Source organism: Ruegeria sp. O11 (assembly GCF_056535285.1).
Map to the genome: position 1 here is coordinate 21132 of NZ_JBQERS010000013.1, position 23403 is coordinate 44534.

Consider the following 23403-nt stretch of genomic DNA (forward strand, 5'->3'; position numbering starts at 1 on the left):
TTGGTCTGCGCAAGGCGGCCTATGGCTGACCTTCATCTGCGGGTTGCGATGCTGCGTTGCAGCAGGTTGGAGCCGCCATTGGCTGCTACCAAATCGTTCTCGGACAATCGATGTCGAGCAACACGGGCGCCCGCATTAGAGCCGTTGATAGCGGCACATTGAACCCGGACTCATTGAAAACCAGCAGCATCGTAGCGCCGAATCCGCGACCAGCTTGCTAGCAAACCCGTGAGGCCGACTTTCCAATCCACGCCGGACTTAAAATTCGGCCTTTCAATTTCCCTGATTCCGAGCTTCCAGCCGTTCCAGATTTACAACCGTCGAAAGCATAAGACGATCATGGCTCCAATCCTGGGTTTGACGAACCGAGGCCGACCCAATGGCAATCACAACAACCAGAGAAAGCGTCAGCCCAAAGAAATTTGCTGACAATTGTGTGGTCGTTACGGGCGCATCGGTCAGGGCGATCACACGCTGGCGCAGAACATGCTTTGCTTTCGGCCCGTTAACCAGGGCCACACGAAGAATGCGAGGGTTTTTCAGATTAATAGATCGTGTGCAGTAGTCCAGTAGACAGGTGGTATAGTCGGTCGCGTTAATGCCTTTACGCGAGACGACAGACTGGTCGCAGGCCAATTCGCGAAGTCGATCAAACTGATGTTTCATGGCCAGATAGGCCGGGTTCCAAAACAGCAGAGGACGCATAAGCTCGAAACCCAGTTCCCATTCCACGTCCAGTGCGCGGATGTGCTGGAATTCATGCGCCAGAGCAAAGCGCAAATCGCGTGGCGAGTTTAGCAAATGGCTGGGCAAAACGACGTGACGGCGACGAAGGCCGCGTACTGCAAAAGGCACAGTTACGCGATCTGAAAGGCGAATGTCCACCTTTGCCGACTGTCGCCAAAGAAAGCTGGACCGTACGGCCTTGCGAATTGTAAGCGCGTTGCGGGCAACCCGAATTGCCAGAATAATTGATAGAAGAACCAGCGTAGTCAGCGCGCAAGTTACGAAAACAGAGCCGCCTGACAAGACATAGTCGAGCCAGCGTTCGCGCGTATTCAAAAGGGTTTCGAACTGCGCAGCGGGCATGGCGATTTCGCCGCGCAAATAGGCCGCAACTGCGATATCCCCCAGCGCGACAACACGTCCGGGCCACACCTGAGCGACAAAGCCCGAAACACCGATCGCCAGAACCGGGCTGAGCATAACGCCGATGCAAAGTATCTTGAGCGAACGAAGCTGAGCAACAAAGCCGTACCTCATGGGCGTCAACGCAAGGCCCCCACGCACGGCCAGCCAGATCAGCGCCGATAATCCAAGCACAACGTTGAACTCGAGAAACGCATCGAGAACCGGTTTAACCGCTGTCATTTTGCAGTCTCCTCTCTACCAGTGCTCGAATCTCCTCTAGGTCATCTTCTGTCAGGCCATCATCGTCGACCAGCCTTGCAACCAGAGTTGCGGGCGTGTCGTCAAACAGGGTCCGGGACAGATTCTGCAACGACCGCGACTGATACCTGTCCTTCTCGAGAAGGGGTCTGTAGATCAGCGACTTGCCGTTCTTCTCGCTTTCGACAAAGCCCTTCTCATCAAGGATCCGCAAAATTGTGGCTCCGGAAGTGTAGGCCAGATTGCGATCAGGTGGCAGGCGATCAAGGACTTCACGGACCGTGCCCTGACCAAGCGCCCAGAGTTCGTTCATGAACTCAAGTTCCACTTCGGTCAGAAGATTTGTTGTCTTTTTCTTTCGCATCAATCTCGGTGTCGCCATTATTAGTATGCCTGACAGACAAGCATCCTTTCGCTGTTTCGCAAAGCCTAAACTTTCCAGAAGACGAAGACGCCCCAACCGATGGACAGGAAAAGCGGCGTCCAAACAGGTTGGCCGACCAGCCCGAGCCAGGCCAGGAAGATATAGGTCGAGCCCAGCAGGGTGATGAACAACCGATCCCCCAGCGTGGTGGTCAGTCCCAGCACGCCGCGCCGCTCGATCCCGTCTCGGAATTTGAACCCTTCCAGCAAACCAATTAGGGCGATGGCCGAAAAGATACCGATGAACACCGCCAGTGTTGCCGGAGTCCATGCCATCCAGAAATCCGGCCACAAAGGAGCGGTCCACGAGAAACCTTTTTCCTCTTGCTGGCCGACACTGCCCCAACCGGCCTGTTGGGCATAGGCCACTGAAGGCAGGAAGGGCAGAGCGACAAGAAGTTTACGCATATCGAACCTCACACACGTCCCATCGCGAAACCGCGCGCGATGTAGTTGCGGACAAACCAGATGACGATGGCGCCGGGGATGATGGTCAGCGTGCCGGCGGCGGCCAACAGGCCCAGTTCGTACCCCGCGCTGGAAGCGGTGCGGGTCATCACGGCGGCAATTGGTTTGGCCTCGACCGCAGTCAGGGTTTTGGCCAGCAGCATCTCAACCCATGAGAACATGAAGCAGAAGAAAGCAGCGACACCGACGCCCGCTTTGATGTTCGGCAAGAAGATCGTCACGAAGAAACGCGGGAACGAGTAACCGTCTACATAGGCGGTTTCATCCAGTTCCTTCGGGACGCCGCGCATGAAGCCTTCCAGTATCCACACCGCCAGAGGCACGTTGAACAGCGTGTGTGCCAGCGCCACAGCCAGATAGGTGTCGAACAGGTGGATCGACGAATACAGCTGAAAGAACGGCAGCGCGAACACAGCCGCAGGGGCCATCCGATTGGTCAGCAGCCAGAAGAACAGCTGTTTGTCCCCCAGGAACCGGTAGCGCGAGAACGCGTAGGCCGCAGGCAGCGCCACACAGACCGAGAGCACCGTGTTGATCGTCACGTAGATGATCGAGTTGATATACCCCCAGTACCACGTCGGGTCGGTGAAGATGGTGATGTAGTTCTCCAGCGTGAAGGTCTGGGGGAACAGGGAAAAGCCCGACAGGATCTCGTTCGTTGTCTTGAAGGACATCGCCACCAGCCAATAGATCGGTAGCATCAGAAACGCGATATAGAGGATCGGGATAAGGGACCGCTTCTTCATTGCGCGTCATCCTTTGTCATCAGAGTGTAGAAGACCCACGACACAAGCAGCGTGATGGCGAAGTAGATCAGGCTCATCGCGGCTGCAGGGCCAAGGTCGAACTGTCCCAGCGCGATCTTCACAAGATCGATCGACAGCAAGGTGGTTGAGTTGCCGGGGCCGCCGCCGGTCAACACGAAGGGCTCGGTGTAGATGTTGAAACTGTCCATGAAGCGTAGCAAAACGGCGATGGTCAGGACGGTTTTCATCTTGGGCAGCTGGATGTAGCGGAACACTGACCACGGGCTGGCACCGTCAATCTTGGCAGCCTGATAATAGGCGTCAGGGATCGAAACGAGGCCCGCATAGCACAGCAACACCACAAGCGAAGTCCAGTGCCAGACATCCATGACAATGACGGTGATCCAGGCCGAAAGCGGCTGTTGAGTCATGTCATAGTTGACGCCCAGAACGTCATTCAGGAAGTATCCCAGCAGGCCAATCTTGGGCAGGGTGAAGATGTTCCACATTGACCCAACCACGTTCCACGGGATCAGCATCGGCAGGGCCATCAGCACCAGACAGACCGGCACCCAGAACCCTTTGCGGGGCATCGACAGGGCCACGATGATGCCCAACGGCACCTCGATCAGCAGGATCAGGAAGGTGAACAGGAATTGCCGACCCAGCGCGGCTTGGAAGCGGTCGGATCGCAGGATCTGTTCGAACCAGCCCAGACCTTCCCAAAAGAACTGGTTGTTGCCGAAGGTTTCCTGCACCGAGTAGTTGACCACTGTCATCATCGGCACCAGCGCGTTAAACGCGACCAGCGCCAACACCGGTAGGACAAAGAACCATGCCTTTTGGTTTTCCGTTCTCATAGCGCCCGCTCCTCGGTTGCGATCCAGCCGTCGCGATAGACACGGGATTGTTCAGGTTTGAATTGCAGGAAGACCTGTGATCCGGGCTCGGGCACGCTGTGTTCAGTCACGGCCTTGAGCGCCGTGTCGCCGACCATCGCGCTGACAACGTAGTGGCGGCCGATGTCCGAAACTTTGGTTACATGTGCCGGGATGCCTGTGTCGCCGAAGCCTACATATTCAGGGCGGATGCCCAGATCGGTGCGGCCTCCGTCGCCCTGGGTCGGGCCTTCCAGCACAACCTCGTGACCTTCGAACACCGCGCGGTCGCCCTTGGCCTCACACGGTAACACGTTCATGCCGGGGGAGCCGATGAAGTGGCCGACAAAGGTGTGTTGGGGCCGCTCGAATAGCTCAACGGGCGTGCCGATCTGCACCACTTCGCCTTCCTGCATCACTACGACCTCGTCCGCAAAGGTCAGGGCCTCAGTCTGGTCGTGGGTCACGTAAATCATCGTGGCTTTGACGCGTTGGTGCAGCTCTTTCAGCTTGGAGCGCAGTTTCCACTTCAGATGCGGGTCGATCACGGTCAGGGGTTCATCGAACATCACCGCGTTCACGTCGTCTCGCACTAGACCGCGACCCATCGAGATTTTCTGTTTGTTATCCGGACTCAGACCCGATGCGCGCGTGCCCAGCATATCCGTGACGTCAAGCATTTCGGCGATCTCATCGACGCGGCGCTTGATTGTCGCCGGGTCAACACCTCGGTTTTTCAGCGGGAAAGCCAGGTTCTCGCCGACGGTCATCGTGTCGTAGATCACCGGGAACTGGAACACCTGTGCGATGTTGCGCTGGTCGGGGGGTAAGGCGGTCACGTCACGGTCGTCAAACAGGATCTGTCCTTCGGACGGCGTCAAAAGACCCGAGATAATGTTTAGCAACGTGGACTTGCCACAACCGGACGGTCCTAGCAGCGCATAGGCACCGCCATCGCGCCAAGTCACGTCGATTTCCTTCAGTGCATAGTCTTGCGGCTCTTTCGGCGTCGACATGTAGCTGTGTCGCAGGTTTGAAAGCTTGATCTGTGCCATGTCAGGCTATCCTTTTGCCATCTTGGCCGAAATACCGGCAGTGGGCCGGGTTCATGTAGAAGCTGTGGTCTTCGCCAACCTGATAGGGGTGGACGCCCGAGGCAAGTGACACCCACGCATCATCGCCATGTTGGAAATGCGCGCTGGAATCCGAGCCGGACAGTTCGGTCACAATCACGCGGCCGGTAAGCTCCACATCATCATCGGAAGAGCGAAACGGGGTCACCCGATGGGGACGCACGGCGACCATGTAATCTCCGTCGGCCATTTCTGTGACAGCCCAGCCACCTCCACCAGCCATTTGCGCCTGAGCGCCGGACACAGTGATGCGCGCGACATTGATCGGCGGATCCGAAAAAACTCGCGCGGCGGCGATGTTCTCAGGGTTGCGATAAATATCAGCGGTCGGCCCGAACTGGGTCACGCGACCATCTTCCATCAGGGCCGTGTATCCACCCAGAAGCAGTGCTTCTTCGGGCTCTGACGTGGCATAAACCACCACAGCACCACGACCCGCGAACAGATCGGGCAACTGCTCGCGCAATTCTTCACGCAATTTATAATCGAGGTTTGCCAACGGTTCGTCGAGGAAGACGGCGCGGCTCTCTTTCGCAATGGCGCGCGCCAGTGCCGTGCGTTGCTGTTGCCCGCCTGACAGCTCATGCGGGCGGCGGTGTAACATCGGGCGCAGTTGAAGCAGATCTGCGGCTTCTTCCACGCGGCCCACAATCTCGGACTTTGCCATACCCGCAACGCGCAATGGAGAGGCGATGTTGTCGAACACGGTCATATGCGGGTAGTTCACAAAGAACTGGTGCACCAGGCTGATCTGCCGCTTCTGCGTGTTCAGTTTAGTCACATCCTGCCCATCCATACAGACCTTGCCCGAGGCAATCGGGTCCAGCCCGGCCATCATCTTGATCAGAGAGGTCTTACCCGATCCTGTCGCGCCCAGCAGCACATTGAAATGGCCGGTCTGCAGCGTCAGGTTGGTTGGTTTGATATGGATGACGTTGCCGACCCGCTTGGTCGCGTCCTGTAGTTCGATCATTTTCGCGAATTCCGATCCCGCAGCGCCCGCGCTGTCTTGGTCTTGGTGTGGGATGCCGCGAACGGCACCCCGGGTTGCTTTGGCTTACTGAGACTGCCAGCGCTGAACCAGCTCGTCATAGTTGACAGTCTGGCCTTGCGGCTTTTCGTTCTCAAGCTTGGCCTTGGGCGAACCTTCTTTCTCGAGCCAGAATGACGCATCCTGCGGCTCGTTCAGGCGCGGTCCGCAGCCACCGTAAACACCTGCGCTTTCATCCGCGGCCTGCATACGGGCCATGGTGATGTCCATCTCTTCTGCCAGACGGTCCATCGCCTCTTGCGGAGTAAACGCGCCCGAGTTCACGTCACCGATCTGCTGCCACCAGATCTGGGCCAGCTTCGGATAATCCGGGACGTTGATGCCGGTCGGCGACCATGCCACGCGGTCAGGTGAGCGATAGAACTCGACCAGACCTCCCAGCTTGGGTGCACGTTCGGTGAACGACTCGTGGTTGACCGAGCTGTCGCGGATGAAGGTCAGACCCACATGGGACTTTTTCACATCGACAGTCTTGGAGGTCACGAACTGGGCATAGAGCCAAGCTGCCTGTGCACGATCCTCGGGGGTCGACTTCAGGAAGGTCCACGACCCCACGTCCTGATAACCAACCTTCTGGCCTTCCTCCCAATAGGGGCCATGCGGGCTAGGCGCCATCCGCCACAGCGGCGTGCCTTCGTCATCCACGGTGTTGTTGCCTTCGGACTTCGGCTTCACCATGTCGGCGGTGAAGGCGGTATACCAGAAGATCTGCTGGGCCACATTGCCTTGGCTGAGCGCTGGCAGAGACTGGTAGAAGTCATAGCTTGCGGCACCTGGAGGGGCATAGTTGCGCAGCCACTCGTCCCACTTACGGATCGCGTAGACCGCAGCCGGGCCATTGGCAGCACCACCACGCGACACGGACGCACCGACAGGGTTACAAGTGCCCGCTTCCATGCGGATGCCCCATTCGTCGACGGGAACACCGTTCGGCTCGCCCACGTCACCGGCACCAGCCATCGACAGCCAGGCGTCGGTCATGCGCCATCCGAGGTCAGGCGCGCGCTTGCCGTAGTCCATGTGGCCATAGATCGCGACGCCGTCGACCTCTTTCACGTCATTTGTGAAGAATTCAGCGATGTCTTCGTAGGCCGACCAGTTGACTGGAACGCCCAGATCATAGCCGTATTTCTCTTTAAACGCGGCTTTGTTGTCCTCGTCATCGAACCAGTCCTTGCGGAACCAGTAGAGGTTCGCGAACTGCTGGTCAGGCAGCTGATACAACTTGCCGTCCGGTCCGGTTGTGAACTGAATGCCCATGAAGTCATCTAGATCCAGGGTCGGCGAAGTTGTCGCCGCCCAGTCGCCACCCATCATATCGGTCAGCGGATAGGCCAACTGCAGGCGCGAATGTGTTCCGATCAGGTCGCTGTCGTTGACATAACCATCATATAGGTTCCGCCCGGTTTGCAGCTGTGTCTGAACGGCCTGAACCACTTCACCTTCGCCGAGAATCTGGTGATTGACTTTGATCCCTGTGATTTCCTCGAACGCCTTTGTCAGAACCTCGGATTCATAGGAATGCGTCGGGATACCCTCGGACAGGACATTGATTTCCATGCCCGAGTACGGTTGTGCAGCTTCGATGAACCACTTCATTTCGGACAACTGTTCGTCCTTCGACAAGGTCGATGGCTGGAATTCGTCGTCAATCCAACGTTGTGCTGCGGCTTCGTCGGCCCAAACAGGACCATGCCCCGCTATGACGGCCGCTGCCGCCACGGCGGAAAGTAGATGTCTCCGCATCTGTCTCCTCCCAAGTTTATGTGATCCGGCGCAGACCGGATGGCAATCAGCATCGGTGATATTCGGCGCAGCTGTCAAACTAAATTTTTAGTAATAGAAGTATGTATTGTTAAATATATGATAATGAATATTATTTTTACTATCGAGGTATCTGTGATTTAAAATTTGTTCAATCAACTGGTATCGGTGGGTGGTTAAAACATCGCTTAACTAATTCTTGAGTCGGCTCAACACCCGCTGCTCAAATGCGAATTCAAAAATAGAAAAAGCGGCCTGTCAATGATGTCCGCATGTTTCGGATCTCCATCGAATTTCTTGCCAAGCGCGATCACGAAGGCATGGAAGCCGCCATATTGCGGAAGATACGCTTCAGAGTTTGCTTCGAACTTCGCTTTACTTTCTTTCGAGGCAAAGTAGTAGGCACCGCCTTCATGCACGGCGGTGTAGACGGCTGTACCGTCCGCCTCGGCACCTGTTGTCGCCAAGATCACGGCCTCCACCCCGTGTAACCCAAGGGGCACAAAGTAGTGGCCCAATTTTAGGGGGTAAAGACACTAGGTTTAGGCTGAATATAGCAGCCCACATTGATAGGGGTTGCTTCGGCTTTACACTCACTGTGTTCTTGAGTGTCAATGGTCAAGGTTTGCAACGGATACCGGTGGGTTCATTTATCCAAGCCCCAAAGCCTGCCCGTCCTCATCGAAAAAATGCAGATTGTCGGTGGGGAAGTGCAGACCAATCTGGGTGCCCGGTGTCAGGGCCGTATCGCCGTTCAGACGGACTGTAACCTTGTCCTCGCTTCCACAATCAACAATCAGGAATGTGTCTGCACCCAGATATTCGATCACCTCGATGACGCCGTCAGTCTGACCATCGCCTGCAGCGCCTACCCGAATGTGTTCGGGGCGGATGCCAAGCTTGGTCGCTGCTGCGGACCATGAAAACGGGCCACTGCGGCCGTGCTCAAGATGGAAACTGTCGCCCTCGGTCGCGCAGGGTAGGATATTCATCTTTGGGCTGCCGATGAACTGGGCCACGAACAGGTTCGCAGGGCGTTCATAAAGCTCGCGCGGCGTACCGACCTGAGCGATTTTGCCGTATTCCAAAACCACGATGCGGTCGGCCAATGTCATCGCTTCGACCTGATCATGTGTCACGTAGATCATCGTGCGCTTGAGGCTTTGGTGCAGCTTGGCGATCTCATACCTCATCTCGACCCGCAGGGCGGCGTCGAGGTTGGAAAGCGGTTCGTCAAACAGGAACGCGGTGGGATCGCGGACAATGGATCGGCCAATAGCCACCCGTTGCCGTTGACCACCAGACAGGTCTTTGGGTCGGCGTTCCAGGAACGGTCCCAGCTTGAGAACCTCGGCCGCACGGTTGACCTGTTCGGCGATGTCCGCTTTGGGAACTCCGGCCACCTTCAATGAAAACCCCATATTCTCGGCAACTGTCAGATGTGGATACAGCGCATAGGATTGGAACACCATTGTCAGGCCGCGTTTTGAAGGCGGGTGATCGGTGACATCACTGTCATTGATCAACAACGACCCGCGCGAGATATCCTCGAGCCCGCCGATCATGCGCAACAGAGTGGACTTTCCGCAGCCCGATGGGCCAACGAAAACGATGAACTCGCCCTCTTCGATCTTGAGGTCCACGCCCTTGATGACCTGGGCCGAGCCGAACCATTTTTCGACTGATTTAAGTTCGATGCTACCCATCAGGCCCTCCCTGCCCAGTGAAGCCAAACCGCTGCTGTCCAAGAGAAAGCCTTACCACCAGCCGGGCTCCCGGTTATTGGATCGAAGTATTCTGCAAAACCAAAGCCCGAGATCAGATCGCCGGTTTTTTTGCGCAACTGATCTGCGTGCTCGGTATGACCCAGATCCTGTAGCCCGAATCCGATCATCATGTTCATGAAAGCCCAGGTGGGCCCGCGCCAATAGCGGCGCGCGTCGAATTTCGGCATTTCCGGGTCATAACTCGGAACTGGATAGGGCACGGTTTCTAGTGTGGTTTTCAACCGTTCCAGCATCTTGTCCGACTCAACACCCGCATACCAGCACAGGTAGGACGCGTTCGATACGCTGCCTGACATCTCGCCGGTATGTGTGTCGCGCGCATCAAAGCTGCCCAGCTCTTCGTTCCAAAGCGAGCGAGCGCCGGCTTCCAGTTTTTCAATGTCTGTGCTTAAGCCTTCGGCTGCCAGACCAAGCTGTTCACTGATCACCAGCAAGTCCCGCGCGGCCCGCAGTGTAGTAAAGGTCATCGTCGGATCGGCGATACGGAACGGGTTCAGCGACAGCAGCTCCTGCTGATCCCAGCCTGCTTTTCGACCGATCTGTACCAGCCTGATGTAACGGTCATAGTCGAACTTTGTCGGGCGATCCTCGCTGTTAACATGGCTGGTGTCGCGGCGTTTGTACTCTCCGACATCCGACGCATCCATGCGCGCCATTGAATTGTCCCAGTCTGGCGCGTTATCACGACCCGCTTCCCAAGGGTGGGTTGTACAAACAGCCCCGAATTCATCCAAACGCCATTTCATGATCCAGCGGTGCCAAGCCAGCTGCTTTGGGAACAACGCCTTCATCCGCGCGTCTCCGAACGCGGTGTCCTGTTCCCAGATTTTGCGGGTCATCGTGGCCGCGATGGGGGGTTGGATAATACCCGATGAGGGGATCGGACCATTGCAGCCCCAAACATCCGGGCCGGGGAAATACCCTTCATCCTGCTGGTGGAAAAGGATGTGCGGCACCATGCCATTATCCCATTGCCCGGTAAACAGTGTCTCGATCTCGACCCAGGCGCGGTCGAGGTCGAACTGGGCAAATCCAAGCGCAGTAATCGCGCTGTCCCAGTTCCATTGGTATGGGTACAGCCCTTCGGTTGGGATCGTGTAGCCACCGCGATCATTGGCAATCAGGATATTGCGTGCCTCGCGGTCGGGGTTTGTGTGTTGATTCATCTCGGTCATCCTTTGACAGACCCCGCTGTGAGGCCTTTGGTCATAAAACGTTCAAGCCCTAGGAACAGCGCCATGATCGGCACGGTGGCGATCACCGCACCGGCCATCAGGTGCTGACGGGGAATTTCTGAGGAGTTCAGCATCGTGACTCCTCGGGTCAGGGTAAATTTCGACGGGTCGTCCAGCAGCATGAAGGCCAGAAGGAACTCGTTCCATGCGATCATGAAGACATAGAGCGAGACTGAGGCCAGCGCTGGCAGGCTCAGCGGCAAGGTAATCTTCCAGATTACTGCCAGACGGGACAGGCCGTCCATCAGCCCGGCCTCTTCCACCTCGGTCGGCAATCCGCGAAAATAGCCCTGCAGCATATACAACGCGACTGGAATTGTCGTCACCGGGTAGATCATCACGATGCCGAGGATCGAGTTGCGCAGGCCGGTAAGCGAGAACGCAATATAGATCGGCAGCGCCAGAACGATCATCGGCACCATGTAGATCAGCAGAATCGAGCGTGAAAAGGCCTTTTGTCCCTGAAACCGGAACCGCGCCACGGCATAGGCTCCGGGTACGCTGAACAGCAGCGTTATGAACACCGTCAGTACCGAGACATAGAAGGATGTCCACAGATAGCTGCCGAAATTGAAGTCGCGGAACAGCTCGGTATAGCTGCGGAACAGGGCGGCGCCCTGGCTCAGGTCCACCGAGAAATCCAGCGGGTTCTGCAACAGCGCCTGCTGGGATTTCAGGCTGGTCATCACCATCACATAGAACGGGATGATCACGATGGCCGTGAAAAAGATATAGCCAAAACCGGTGTAGAACCGGATCACCGCATCCTCGTATTCATGGCGGGTGAGTTCAGCGAACGGTGTTTCCTTCAGGATCGCCGCCATCGACAGATGCATCACAATGGCAATGCCGATCACCGTGATCAGAACCGCCTGCAACGATGTGCCAGAGCCGATCAGAACCGGGCCAAATGCGGTGAGGCAAGACAGGCCCAACAGTGCCGAAATACCCAGACGCGCGCGCGCGCGCTGTAGCGGAAAACGGACATAGACAAGGCCAGCCAGTGTGCCCCAGATCAGGCACAGTAAAACCTGTGGTCGGAATGCGTCGCCGGTTGAGAACGACATGGTGATGGCAGCGGTGGTGGCGATCACCACCATCCATAGCGCGCCCAGAACAGGGCCGGTTATATACCCTTTGCGCATCACAGACCCTCCTCTCGGCTGATGAAGCGGAAGAAGACGAAGCTAAACGCGATCAGGCACATCAGGATCACCACGGCGACGGCCGCGCCTGCGCCGATGTTCGAGATTGCAAAGGCCTGCTCATAGACATTTACGGTCAGCGTGCGGGTGCCCGCATTGCCGCCGGTCAGCAGGAAGATGTCGTCGAACTTGTTGAACGTCCAGATAAAGCGAAGCAGGAACAGCACCGACAGGATACCCAGCAGTTGCGGGATGCTCAGCAGCCAGAACTTCTGGAACGGAGAGGCGCCGTCCATATCCGCAGCCTCATACATGCTAGAGTCTATGGATTGCATTCGCGCCAGAATGAACAGGAAGGACAGCGGGAAATAGCGCCAAATCTCGAACACCGTCACCATGATCAGCGCCAGTGGTCGTTCGCCGAAGAAGTTGATCGGTTCGCTGCTCAGGCCCATTTGAACCAGCAGTGCATTGGCTGAGCCTGAGAATGGGTCAAACAGTGTAACCCAGGTGAACGCTACAGCAATCACCGGAGCGACATATGGGAACAGATAGAGCCCGCGTATGAACCCTTGACCGCGGAAACTTTTGTTAAGCAGCAGCGCGGCGAACAATCCCATGACCAATGCGCCGATGGTTCCGAAGACGGTGTAGAACAGCGTCACCCAAAGCACGCCCCAGAACTCTGACCCATCGAAGACGCGGGCGTAGTTTTCCAGGCTGAACTCGAAATTGGTCAGCACATTGGGACCGCTGCCTGTGACGCCGGGTTCTGACCCTTCAACCAACTCTTCGAATGCGTCAGGGTCGCCGTCTACGGTGACCGGGATACGAATTCTCTCGCGTTGGCCGCCATCCAAGATACCAAAATCGCAGAACAGGTCTTGTCCTTCCAGCACACATGGTGCTGCGATCTCACCTGTGGGTGTCACACCCTCAGGCAGCACATCGCTTAGAGTGACGCCGCCGATGGCAATCTCCTGACTGGAATTACGAAGGCGATATTCGATCCGCAGATCATCGCCCGATCCACGCAGGCTTTCTCGGACAACCGGCGCCGGTGGGCGCAGGTCGGACAAGGTAAAGGGCTTGAAGCTGATCCAGATGATCGCCAGCAGCGGCAGGATCACAACAAGAGACACGCTTATCACGGTCGGAGCCAGCAATGCCCAGGCAAGACGCGCTTCGCGCTTGGCAAGAGCCCCGGTACCGTTCGGTGGGGTGGCCGAAGACATGAGAGACCTCGAAGGGTTGGGTGCAGCGGCGCGAACGCCGCTGCAGATGCCATTGAGTGGTAGCGTTACTCGACCTTGGCGAGTTCTTCGTTCATCGCCGTAACGGCTGCTGCGGCGTCAATCTCATCGTCGATATACTGACGGACGACGCGGTTGATCGCCTGGCTGTTGATTATCTTCGATGCCAGTGCCAGCTGACCCTCGGCCACGCCCCAGCGCTGTGCCACATCCAAACCGCCGACGATCTCGTCGATCATCGACTGTTCGTATAGCTCACCCAGCGGTGCCTTGCGGTCGACGCCAACGGGCAGTTCGGCCCAAGCTTCAGAGAATGCATTCGGGTTGTCCGCATTGCCGCGACGCACCGGGAACTTACCCTCGGGCGCAATCGCCAGAGTCTGGGTATAGCCGTCATCCATCGCGAATTTCACGAATTCCATCGCCGCATCGGTATCCGCGTCGTTGGTGATGCCAAAGTAACGGACGTCACCCCATGCTGCGCCATCGGGGTTCGACGGGCCGGACAGTTTGGTTACGATGCCGGTTTTGCTGGCCAGATCGCGCGAGGTCGGGTCGTCATTGATGGTCGGCGGAGCACTGTCCCGCAGACCGGCCAGTTCATCCAGAATGAAGGGCGACCAGATGATCATCGCGGCCTTCCCGTCAAAATACAGCTCGCGCGATTGCTTCCAGAACAGCTCACCCGGAGGAGATGCCTTGGAGATCGCTTTGTAGAAATCCAGAACCTCGGTGGTTTTGGCTTCGTCCAACGGCTGGAACCCATCGGGGCCAACCGGCGACACGCCATTGGCCAGGAAAACATGCTCAAGCACCTGGCTCATGAAGTTCTCATCAACCTTGGTGGCCGAGACAAAGCCATACATTTCCGGCGGGTTGTGCAACGCTTCCAGCGCGGCCTGAATGTCGGCAAAGCTGTCGGGCGCTTCCAGACCGGCTTCGTCGAACAAGTCTTTGCGATAGACTACCATTTGGGTCCAGCCGTCGACCGGAACAGAGGCCGTTTCACCGTTGAACGCCGCCATTCCCAGCGCGCCCGGCGCAAACGTATCGGCACCCAGTTCTTCGATCACCTCAGACGCTGCTTCGGTGTCCAGAATTCCGGCTTCGGCCCAAGGCAGGGCGTATTGCAGCGGGTGGTAAACCACATCCGGCAGGTCACCAGCAGCAAAAGCAGCTGTGGCACGGGTGCCCAGATCGGTTTCTGTAACTGGGATCACCTCAACCGTGGTACCGGTTTCGGCTTTGAACTGATCGGCCATCTCTTGCTGCTTTGCCAGACGTTCGGGCTGTTCCTCGGTGGTCCAGAAGCGGATTGTGTCCGCCTGCGCAGAAACGGCAGCCAGCACCAGCGCCAGCGATGTGCCCAGCATCAGCCGAGATACTTTAGGTGTGAGTTTCATAGTCGGTTTCCTCCCCGGTTATGATCGTTGGATTAGGTTGATTTTTCGCGCCAGTGCGTCGGGTGTCAGCCGGGGTGGCCCGTCGGATTCGCGTGCGATAAGCACGGCTTCGCTGAGTTCGCGCAGGGTTGCGGGTTCTTCGCCTCGGGTTTGGCGGATCAGTAGCGTGGCCAGACGCTCTCCTGCGCGTCTCGAATCCACGCTGAATGTTGTCAGCCCCGGATTGACGTATTGGCATTCGGGAATGCCGTCATATCCAAGGATTGAAACGTCTTTTCCGATCTCAAGGCCAAGTTCAGCGCAAACTGGATAACACCCTAAGGCAGCCAAGTCGGTCGCAAACACCATTGCGGTTGGCGGGTGGTCCAATTTCAACAGTGACCGCGCTTCGTTAGCCCCTTCTTCGCGTGTCCGTGCACCTTCCCGGATCAATTCTGGATCATCCCGCAAGCCGGCAACTTTCAGGCCTTCAAGATACCCGTCGCGGCGCAAATGACTGTAGTTGAACTTCGGATCACTGCCGACATAACCGATACGGCTATGGCCAAAGTTGACCAATCGAACGACCGCATTTCTGATTGCTGCTTCACCCGATATGTCAAACCAAGACATATCATCCATTGGATCCGATTGGCCGTATTCCGTCCGCCCGTATAGGATAAATGGGACCTGCAATTCTCCAAGGTACTTTACCCGCGCGTCGTCCACTTCGGTCCGGGGCAAAATGAAACCATCTGCCTTGCGTTCTTCGACAAGACGTCCCAACACATTGAGCATATCTTTCCCGGACTTTGCCGTGGAAATTGTCATTGTCCAGTCCGACGCACTGGCTGCTTCGCAAGCGCCTGCCAGAAAATCCTGAAGAAACGGGTTGTGCTGGTCCGGTTCTTCGCTGTTGATGACCATCGCAATAGCGCGAACTTTTCCTGTTCGAATAGCCTGTGCGTGACTGAGCGGGCGATAGCCCATCTTCCTTGCCGTGACCTCAACTCTCTTTCGCGTGACTTCCGAGATGTCTGAATACCCGTTCAATGCGCGCGATACCGTGCTCTTTGAAAGCCCGAGATGATCCGCCAATTCGTCGAGTTTCACCCGCCGTGGTGGTGAGGCGCTCCTAGACTGAGATTGGCGGTTTTGCAGATTGGGATTCGTTATCATCCTACTATTTGTTCGCTCCGAAACCGGTTTCGGCAACAAAAAAGTCGAACTACCTCTCAATTGACTTGTTTGAAACGTTATAGCCAGCGCAACGGGGCTGAGGCGTGGGCGAGAACGACCCCAAGTTTGATACGAGGGCCTATCTCAATGAGATGTTGGAAAATGATTTTGCGGAGTCTGTCGCGATGGTGGGGGCTAGGGACAACCTGGGAACCAGTGACGCGGACCTCGCTGAAGACTTAGAAACGCAGTTCAAACTGATTGCAGCCGCTTATACTACAGGCGAGGCGGATGAGATCGATCGCGTCATAAATCACATTGCATTCATTTGGCATATGAAAAAGCATGAGATTCATGAAACTGGGGATGCGAATGACGAGGACCTCGGCGAGTGATGGTACAGCGTTAAGGTGGTTCACATAACACCCGTTTCAGCGATGCTCGCAGCTTGTTGTACCGGCGTGTTCATCTATAGATTGTGCGAGCTTCAGTTCTTGGCAGATGCTCACAGCGTTTTTCAAGATGTCCACTCTATACGTACAACCAGACTTTACTCCAACTTGATCCAAGCCGCATTTTTTGAAGAGCTTTGCACGCATGCGGCTACAAACTTAACGCCATTGAGGCCGTCGCGAACCGTTGGATAAACAACCGAAGCGTCAGGTGAAGTCCCGTTTCGGAAAGCTTGGATCGCCTCCGCAGCCTCCCCATAGATATTCGCGAACCCTTCCAGATACCCCTCGGGATGGCCCGGAGGAACTCTGCTCAACCTATTGGCAGGATCACCGGCCCCAGCTCCATTTCGGGTGATTAGACGCTTGGGTTCGTTGTATGGCGTAAACCAAAGATAGTTAGGATCTTCCTGAGACCACTCCAGCCCACCTTTTTCGCCATAGACTCGCAAACGAAGTGCGTTTTCATTACCAGGAGCCACCTGAGAAGACCACAACATACCGCGCGCTCCACCTTCGAAACGTAGCAACACATGCGCGTTGTCATCGACTTTGCGACCCGGCACAAAGGCCTGCAAATCCGCCGCCAGGCTTTCTGCCTTCAACCCGGTTACAAAGCACGCGATGTTGTACGCGTGGGTGCCGATGTCACCGGTTGATCCGCCCGCGCCAGAACGCTCAGGATCGGTTCGCCATTCTGCCTGTTTGAAATCCTGTTGCTCGGTCAGCCAGTCCTGCGGGTATTCAACCTGAACCACGCGTATCTTTCCAATATCGCCGTTAGCAACCAATTCACGGGCCTGCCGAACCATCGGATAGCCCGTGTAATTGTGGGTTAAAATGAATAGGGCATTCGCGCTTTCAGCTGCTTTGACCAGCTTTTTTGCATCGGCAAGGGTCGAGGTGAGTGGCTTGTCACAAATTACGTGAATACCGCGTTTCAGGAACTCACGTGCGGCTGCATAGTGAACGTGATTTGGCGTGACAATTGAGACTGCCTCGATCCCAGATTTCAGCCGGGCTTCCCTGATCGCCATTTGTTTGAAGTCTTCATAGACCCGTTCGAGCCCTAATGCATGACCACTTTCAAGAGATTTCTCTGGCGTCGAAGACAAAGCACCGGCAACCAACTCGAACTTGTCGTCCAGTCGCGCGGCTATGCGGTGAACGCCGCCTATGAATGCGTCGTTTCCGCCGCCAACCATGCCAAGCCGAATGCGGCCCAAGGCTTCTTCACTGCGTCCTTTGACCATCACTCAATCCCCAGCATTTTACGATTGGCGGCTTCGTCAGCGCCACCATCAGCGAAATCATCAAAGGCTTTCTCGGTCACACGGATGATGTGATCGGACACGAACTGCGCCCCTTCACGCGCTCCATCCTCGGGGTGTTTGAGGCAGCATTCCCATTCGACAACTGCCCAGCCATCAAAGTTATTCGCCGCCATTTTTGAAAAGACCGCCCCGAAATCCACCTGGCCATCGCCAAGCGACCGGAAGCGCCCGGCACGATCGACCCAGCCTTGATACCCGGAATAAACACCCTGTCGGCCGGTCGGGTTAAACTCGGCATCTTTGACATGGAACATCCGGATCCGATCTTTGTAGATGTCGATATTGTCCAGATAGTCGAGGCATTGCAGCACGTAGTGCGACGGGTCGTACAACATGCAAGCGCGTGGGTGATTGCCTGTCCGTTCAAGAAACATCTCGTACGTCACGCCGTCGTGGAGGTCCTCACCTGGGTGAATTTCGTAACAGACGTCAACGCCGCATTCTTCGGCGTGATCCAGGATCGGCACCCAACGCCGAGCGAGCTCATCAAACGCCGTTTCGATCAAACCAGCAGGGCGCTGCGGCCAAGGATAGACATAGGGCCATGCCAATGCGCCTGAGAAAGTCGCATGCGCTGGAATACCCAAATTTTTCGAAGCAGATAGTGCTTTTTTGACTTGGTCTACCGCCCATTCTTGCCGGGCTTTCGGGTTTCCTCTGACGCTTTCGGCTGCAAAACCATCAAACGCGCTGTCATAGGCCGGATGAACGGCCACAAGCTGGCCCTGAAGGTGGGTTGAAAGTTCAGTGACTTCGACGCCATTATCCTTGGCTTTGCCTTTGAAGTCATCGCAATAGCTGGCGCTGGACGCGGCTTGTTCCAGGTCGAACAACCGGCCATCCCAACTGGGAACCTGAACGCCCTTGTATCCACAGTCAGCCGCCCATTTGGTGATCGCGTCCCACGAATTGAACGGCGCTTCGTCCCCTGCGAATTGCGCAAGAAACAAAGCTGGACCATTAATTGTCTTCATAAAATTTCCTCCCCAAAACCTAAGCCTCTATGGCGGTAAATTTTCCTTCAGATAGATGTCGATACGGATACGTTCCTGGGCTTTGTTGAATGGCACTTTGTCCGAAGTTGCACGCAGCAGACGGACGGCTGAACGAACAATATGCCCGGTGTCTTGCGAGATAAGAGCGTCAAATGTACCGAGCGTAAGCGCCTCACGACTGAGCGGAGTAAGCTCATGAGCTATGATCACCAGATCTTTGCTGAGCTTGTTCTCGGAAAGAAATTGAATCAGGCCTGCATTGCCTGCTGCTGAGGAATAAATTCCAACCAGATCCGGGTAGGTTTCAAAGATCTCGGGCATCATCTTGTAAATCAGATCCGGGTCATCCCGGCCCTCGACAGACGCTACGACTTCGAGGTGTGGAAATTCTTCAGCCACAACTAGATCAAAGCCTTGACGACGCTCTAGGTGGTCACGTGCCAAACGGGATCCTGTAAGTACCAAGACCTTGCCGTCGCGATGCACAAATCGTCCCATCAGCTGAGCGGCGGTTCGCCCTGCCGAAACGTTATCAATTCCTACAAAGTGGTCTCGCTCAGAACTCGGCAAGTCAGACACCAACGCAACCACCGGAACGCCTTTGTCTCTGAGCCTTTTTACGGCGTCGCGGACAGAAGGCGTTTCGGGTCCGAAAACGGCGACTCCGTCTACCTCCAAACTGTCGACAGCATCCAGAATGTTAACGATATCCTGCGGTTCAAACGGAGCAACTTTCTTTATCGCAACGCGGGTCCGCTCGATAAATTGGTCGCGGGATTGTTCTGCGATCTGACTGCTGATTGCATCCACAAACTCGTTGTCCGTTTCCGGCAGAACAAAGAGGAAATTGTAGACGCGGTTTCGTGCAAGGTTTGCTGCGGCCGTGTCGCGCACATACCCCAGCTCATCAATCGCCTTTTGTACTTTCTGTACGGTTACGGCCCGTACGCCGGGGCGCCTGTTCAAGACCCGGTCAACAGTCGCCAGGCTGACACCCGCTACACGCGCGATGTCATTGACGGTTGGCTTTTTCACCAATTCTAATTTTTGTTTTTGGTCTTCCACGTATTTTTCAACCCTCAATCTCCCGCGCTAAGCCCTCAAACAACAAAGCAACAGCCTCAGCGCCGGGATCGTTATGACCAACTAGGTTTTCTTCGGGAACATAAGCTGCGCGGCCTGCCTTCGCACGTCGAATATTCGCGGTGTTGTTCGCGCCTTCGCGGGCAGCCTCGGCCGCATGTGCCAGACCAGATGGCAGAGCGGCAAGTGCCGGTGCCAGGGCGTCAATCATTGTCCTGTCACCTACCTTGGCACCCCCAACCTGGCTGACGCGATTCAGACCTTCGACCAGTGACTTCGGTACCGAAGCCCCGCTCGCAGAGGCATCTCCAGCCGCGTTGAAAAAAATTGCGAGTATCACGCCGGAAGAACCACCCATTGTCTGGCTTAACTCATTGCCCAACGCCGGAAACAGTTGTGTCAGGTCAGCGAGCGGCATTCGGTCAAGGCTACCTTGCAACGCTCTAGCGGCCGTCGCCAACGTGCTTCCTGTATCGCCATCTCCGGATTTCGCGTCCAGCTCGTTCAGGTTCTTCTCGGCGTTGATGAGCAGTTCAGACAATCGGGTGATCGTCTCCCTTGTGGCGGGATTGTTCGAAGGAATTGGATCGATAGGGGTCAGGCCATCAGGCAAAGGCGCTACTTTTATCGGGTCGATGGAATTGACGCCGGGCCAAGCCGCCAGATCAACAGGAGCTTCAAGTGCCGCTAAATCGTTCTGATCTACAGGCAGAATAGAAACAGAAAACCCGTGCATATCCAGCGATGTCATCATTGGCGCCGGGCCGATTATGTGATGGGCAATACCAGTCTCGGACAAGGCATGCGTGAGGACTGCCATTTCCAGCGGTGTTGTAGAGCCAAGGTTGTTGACCAACGCTACACAATCCCCAGATCCCACCCTTTGTTTCAGCTTATCCACTACTGTGGACATGGCCGATACAGCATTTGAGAACTCGACTTGCTGTACACCGGGCTCGCCGTGGATGCCTAAGCCGAGCTCCGCTTTGCCGGGTGCGATCCGGTCTTCCTTTGGAGATCCCGGAACGGTACAGGTGTCCAGGCTCATACCGATGCTGACAACCTTTGCTATGGTGCTTGTTGCTGCTTTGGTAACGGAGTCTAGGTCAGCACCGCTTTCAGCGAGCGCTCCGGCGATTTTGTGCACGAACAACGTACCTGCCACGCCACGCGGTTGCGGAAGGTCGGGCAGGGCGATGTCATCATCAACAACAACCATCTCTACTTTGCGGCCCAATGCACGGGCGCGTTCAGCCGCCAGTCCAAAGTTCAACCGATCACCGGTGTAATTCTTCACGATAAGCAAGCACCCAGCCTCACCCGTAACCGCAAGAATACCCGCCAGTACCGCCTCTACCGACGGGGAAGCAAACACTTCGCCGCACACCGCTGCTGTCAACATACCGGGGCCAACAAAACCTGCATGGGCGGGTTCGTGGCCAGATCCTCCGCCGGACACCAAGGCGACCTTCGACTTGTCCCAATCCGACCTGAAAATCACCTTGATGTGTGGGTATCCGTCCAGCCGGGTAAGTTGCCCTCCGGAGGAGGCCAGAAGGCCGTCTATCGCCTCTGTCACCAGAGTTTCTTTTGTGTTGAGGAACTGGGCCATGCTTTTGCTCCTTAATTCACTCGCGCGCCGGACGCGTCAAAATACAAAGGGTTGTGGGGGCGGATTTTTAGAACTTTTCCAGATGGATAATCCTGATGGACATCAATCAAGGTCACAACCGGGTGACCGTTTAAGTCCAGGTGCAACCGCGTTTGATCCCCCAGATGCTCAGCACGTATGACACGCGCTTCACTGCCCTCGCCTTCAATGATGTTTTCCGGGCGTAGGCCAATCTGCGGGCCTTTGTGATCGCCTTCGAACAACCCGGACGGCAGGATATTTATCCGCGGCAGACCCAATCGGCTGGCTACGTAAACACTGCCCGGGTTTTCATAAATGTCCCGAGGTGTTCCGTACTGAACCAACCGGCCGTTCTCCAAAACGCCGATATGCGTCGCCATTGTCATGGCTTCGACCTGATCATGGGTCACGTAGAGCAAGGTTGACCCCAGATCGGCCTGAATCCTTTTCAACTCGACCCGCAAATCCGCCCGAAGCTTGGCGTCCAAAGAACTGAGCGGTTCATCCATCAGGAAGATTTGGGGATCACGCACCAGCGCTCGTCCAATTGAAACGCGCTGCATTTCACCGCCAGACAGTTCAGTAGCCTTGTTATCCAGTTTGTGCGGGATCTGAAGAATCTCCGAGACCTCATTAACCTTCCTGGTGATCTCGTCCTCTGGGGTCTTCAGGATCGGCGACCGTAGAGGGAAGGACAGGTTTTCCCGCACTGTCATATGCGGGTACAGCGAGTACTGCTGGAAGACCATCGCTACATCGCGCTGAGCGGGAGTGTCTATTCCAACGTCACGCCCGGCAATGTGCACAGTTCCTGAATCCAGTTTCTCGAGTCCGGATATCAATCTCAGCGTCGTTGTTTTTCCCGCGCCAGTCGGGCCCAACAACACCACAAATGCACCGTTGGGGATCGTCATCGAAATACCGTCCACCGCTTTGACGTTGCCAAATGACTTCGAGATATTCTCCAAAACGACTTCAGCCATTGCTTAGTACCTCGTCGTTCAGAGCGGACCTCAACGCGCGCCCGGTAGATTTTTCAAACAAAGTTACTGCGGGGGAGCGGAACTCCAATCCCACTGTCTCACCGGGACTGACGACCTCGCGTGCATCAATCCGGGCTTTCAGCTCGCCATTCGGGCTTTGCAGCGTCACGATCTGAGTGGTTCCCAAATATTCTGCGGCCAGAACCTTGGCCCGATATGCGCTCGCATCAGATAGAAAAACATGCTCGGGGCGAACGCCAAAAACCAAGTCACCTTCCGCCCCTTCCATCAACCTCGGCACGGCTTCGTCATGGCCATTCAGCCGAACCATTTCCGAACCAGGCTCGACCTTTCCCTCAAACGGCAGGAAGTTCATCGAAGGAGACCCGATAAAATCCGCCACAAACATCGTAGCCGGTTTGTCGTAGATTTCCTGAGGTGTGCCAAATTGCTCGATCACAGCATTATTCATCACCACGATCTTGTCGCCCATTTGCATGGCTTCCAGCTGATCATGTGTGACGTACACAGTGGTCGCCCCCATGCGATCATGAAGCGCACGCAACTCTTCGGCCATGTGTTCCCGAAACTCAGCATCCAAGGCACCAAGAGGTTCGTCCATCATGAACGCCTTGGGTTCCCGAACAATCGCGCGACCCAGCGCCACGCGCTGCCTGTCGCCGCCTGACAGACCACCTACCGGGCTATCGAGGATGTCGTTGATCCCCAGAATTCCCGCGACTTCCTCTACTTTGGCTTTGACAGCAGCACGCGGCATGCCCTGCGATATCAGGGGGTAGCTGATATTCTTGCGCACGTTCATGTGGGGATACAGCGCGAACATTTGGAACACGAAGGCAATGTCCCGCTCCGATGGTGGCCGCTGGCTGATCTCTTCACCGTCCAGATAGATTTCACCCGATGTTGGAAGTTCCAATCCAGCTATCATCCGCAGCGTCGTCGTCTTTCCGCAGCCGGATGGCCCGAGCAGCATGAAAAACTCACCGTCCTCAATCGTGAACGAGCTTTCGCGGACAGCCGTGAAATCGCCAAACATCTTTCTTACGTTTTTGACTACGATCTGGGCCAT

At 56.0% G+C, this 23403-nt stretch carries 22 protein-coding genes; 1 reads left to right on the plus strand and 21 read right to left on the minus strand.

The window, feature by feature from the left end:
- Positions 1 to 273: 273 nt before the first annotated feature.
- The 15 genes from ACRZ91_RS18150 to ACRZ91_RS18220 all read right to left on the minus strand — a co-directional run bounded on the left by ACRZ91_RS18150 (position 274) and on the right by ACRZ91_RS18220 (position 15767).
- The gene (locus ACRZ91_RS18150; RefSeq protein WP_480907559.1) at positions 274 to 1371 is read right to left on the minus strand and encodes a M56 family metallopeptidase; all 1098 of its coding nucleotides are present in this window, start codon (positions 1369 to 1371) and stop codon (positions 274 to 276) included.
- A complete protein-coding gene (locus ACRZ91_RS18155) occupies positions 1358 to 1753 on the minus strand; it encodes a BlaI/MecI/CopY family transcriptional regulator (RefSeq protein ID WP_480907561.1) in 396 nt (131 codons plus the stop codon). Before ACRZ91_RS18155 ends, ACRZ91_RS18150 begins: the two co-directional genes overlap by 14 nt.
- A gap of 65 nt (positions 1754 to 1818) precedes the next feature.
- Positions 1819 to 2220 carry a DUF2160 domain-containing protein gene (locus ACRZ91_RS18160; protein ID WP_170474755.1) on the minus strand — a complete coding sequence of 134 codons (402 nt, stop codon included), beginning with the start codon at positions 2218 to 2220 and terminating at the stop codon, positions 1819 to 1821.
- 8 nt (positions 2221 to 2228) lie between these two features.
- Positions 2229 to 3026, minus strand: a complete 798-nt coding sequence (locus ACRZ91_RS18165; protein WP_170474752.1) for a carbohydrate ABC transporter permease — start codon at positions 3024 to 3026, stop codon at positions 2229 to 2231.
- Positions 3023 to 3886, minus strand: coding sequence for a carbohydrate ABC transporter permease (locus ACRZ91_RS18170; protein ID WP_260027296.1), 864 nt, complete (start codon positions 3884 to 3886; stop codon positions 3023 to 3025). The genes ACRZ91_RS18165 and ACRZ91_RS18170 overlap by 4 nt, the downstream gene beginning before the upstream one ends.
- Positions 3883 to 4959 carry an ABC transporter ATP-binding protein gene (locus ACRZ91_RS18175; protein WP_480907563.1) on the minus strand — a complete coding sequence of 359 codons (1077 nt, stop codon included), beginning with the start codon at positions 4957 to 4959 and terminating at the stop codon, positions 3883 to 3885. The genes ACRZ91_RS18170 and ACRZ91_RS18175 overlap by 4 nt, the downstream gene beginning before the upstream one ends.
- Before the next feature lies 1 nt (position 4960).
- A complete protein-coding gene (locus tag ACRZ91_RS18180) occupies positions 4961 to 6010 on the minus strand; it encodes an ABC transporter ATP-binding protein (RefSeq protein ID WP_480907565.1) in 1050 nt (349 codons plus the stop codon).
- Between the two features lie 84 nt (positions 6011 to 6094).
- The gene (locus ACRZ91_RS18185; RefSeq protein ID WP_170474740.1) at positions 6095 to 7834 is read right to left on the minus strand and encodes an ABC transporter substrate-binding protein; all 1740 of its coding nucleotides are present in this window, start codon (positions 7832 to 7834) and stop codon (positions 6095 to 6097) included.
- A gap of 227 nt (positions 7835 to 8061) precedes the next feature.
- Positions 8062 to 8319, minus strand: a complete 258-nt coding sequence (locus ACRZ91_RS18190) for a hypothetical protein (protein WP_480907568.1) — start codon at positions 8317 to 8319, stop codon at positions 8062 to 8064.
- Between the two features lie 183 nt (positions 8320 to 8502).
- Positions 8503 to 9558 carry an ABC transporter ATP-binding protein gene (locus ACRZ91_RS18195; protein ID WP_480907569.1) on the minus strand — a complete coding sequence of 352 codons (1056 nt, stop codon included), beginning with the start codon at positions 9556 to 9558 and terminating at the stop codon, positions 8503 to 8505.
- Positions 9558 to 10805: an MGH1-like glycoside hydrolase domain-containing protein gene (locus ACRZ91_RS18200; RefSeq protein ID WP_480907571.1), complete on the minus strand. Its 1248-nt coding sequence runs from the start codon at positions 10803 to 10805 to the stop codon at positions 9558 to 9560. Before ACRZ91_RS18200 ends, ACRZ91_RS18195 begins: the two co-directional genes overlap by 1 nt.
- Positions 10806 to 10810: 5 nt before the next feature.
- Positions 10811 to 12019, minus strand: a complete 1209-nt coding sequence (locus ACRZ91_RS18205; RefSeq protein ID WP_480907573.1) for a carbohydrate ABC transporter permease — start codon at positions 12017 to 12019, stop codon at positions 10811 to 10813.
- Positions 12019 to 13254, minus strand: a complete 1236-nt coding sequence (locus ACRZ91_RS18210) for a carbohydrate ABC transporter permease (RefSeq protein ID WP_170546401.1) — start codon at positions 13252 to 13254, stop codon at positions 12019 to 12021. The genes ACRZ91_RS18205 and ACRZ91_RS18210 overlap by 1 nt, the downstream gene beginning before the upstream one ends.
- 65 nt (positions 13255 to 13319) lie before the next feature.
- Positions 13320 to 14675, minus strand: a complete 1356-nt coding sequence (locus ACRZ91_RS18215) for an ABC transporter substrate-binding protein (protein WP_480907577.1) — start codon at positions 14673 to 14675, stop codon at positions 13320 to 13322.
- An 18-nt stretch (positions 14676 to 14693) separates the two neighbouring features.
- Positions 14694 to 15767: a LacI family DNA-binding transcriptional regulator gene (locus ACRZ91_RS18220; protein WP_480907579.1), complete on the minus strand. Its 1074-nt coding sequence runs from the start codon at positions 15765 to 15767 to the stop codon at positions 14694 to 14696.
- A gap of 170 nt (positions 15768 to 15937) precedes the next feature.
- Between ACRZ91_RS18220 and ACRZ91_RS18225 the strand changes: the two genes are divergently transcribed.
- Positions 15938 to 16228: a hypothetical protein gene (locus tag ACRZ91_RS18225; RefSeq protein WP_480907581.1), complete on the plus strand. Its 291-nt coding sequence runs from the start codon at positions 15938 to 15940 to the stop codon at positions 16226 to 16228.
- Positions 16229 to 16383: 155 nt separating this feature from the next.
- Here ACRZ91_RS18225 and ACRZ91_RS18230 read toward each other — a convergent pair whose 3' ends face one another.
- Genes ACRZ91_RS18230 through ACRZ91_RS18255 form a run of 6 tightly spaced genes read right to left on the minus strand, consistent with a single transcriptional unit; the run spans position 16384 to position 23403 of the window.
- A complete protein-coding gene (locus tag ACRZ91_RS18230; protein ID WP_480907583.1) occupies positions 16384 to 17538 on the minus strand; it encodes a Gfo/Idh/MocA family protein in 1155 nt (384 codons plus the stop codon).
- Positions 17538 to 18593 carry a sugar phosphate isomerase/epimerase family protein gene (locus tag ACRZ91_RS18235; RefSeq protein WP_480907585.1) on the minus strand — a complete coding sequence of 352 codons (1056 nt, stop codon included), beginning with the start codon at positions 18591 to 18593 and terminating at the stop codon, positions 17538 to 17540. Before ACRZ91_RS18235 ends, ACRZ91_RS18230 begins: the two co-directional genes overlap by 1 nt.
- Before the next feature lie 27 nt (positions 18594 to 18620).
- A complete protein-coding gene (locus ACRZ91_RS18240; protein ID WP_260027289.1) occupies positions 18621 to 19649 on the minus strand; it encodes a LacI family DNA-binding transcriptional regulator in 1029 nt (342 codons plus the stop codon).
- Between the two features lie 37 nt (positions 19650 to 19686).
- Positions 19687 to 21309: a dihydroxyacetone kinase subunit DhaK gene (locus tag ACRZ91_RS18245; RefSeq protein WP_480907587.1), complete on the minus strand. Its 1623-nt coding sequence runs from the start codon at positions 21307 to 21309 to the stop codon at positions 19687 to 19689.
- 11 nt (positions 21310 to 21320) lie between these two features.
- Positions 21321 to 22313: an ABC transporter ATP-binding protein gene (locus tag ACRZ91_RS18250; RefSeq protein ID WP_480907589.1), complete on the minus strand. Its 993-nt coding sequence runs from the start codon at positions 22311 to 22313 to the stop codon at positions 21321 to 21323.
- Entirely contained in the window at positions 22306 to 23403 is a 1098-nt protein-coding gene (locus ACRZ91_RS18255; protein ID WP_170546374.1) for an ABC transporter ATP-binding protein, read from the minus strand. The genes ACRZ91_RS18250 and ACRZ91_RS18255 overlap by 8 nt, the downstream gene beginning before the upstream one ends.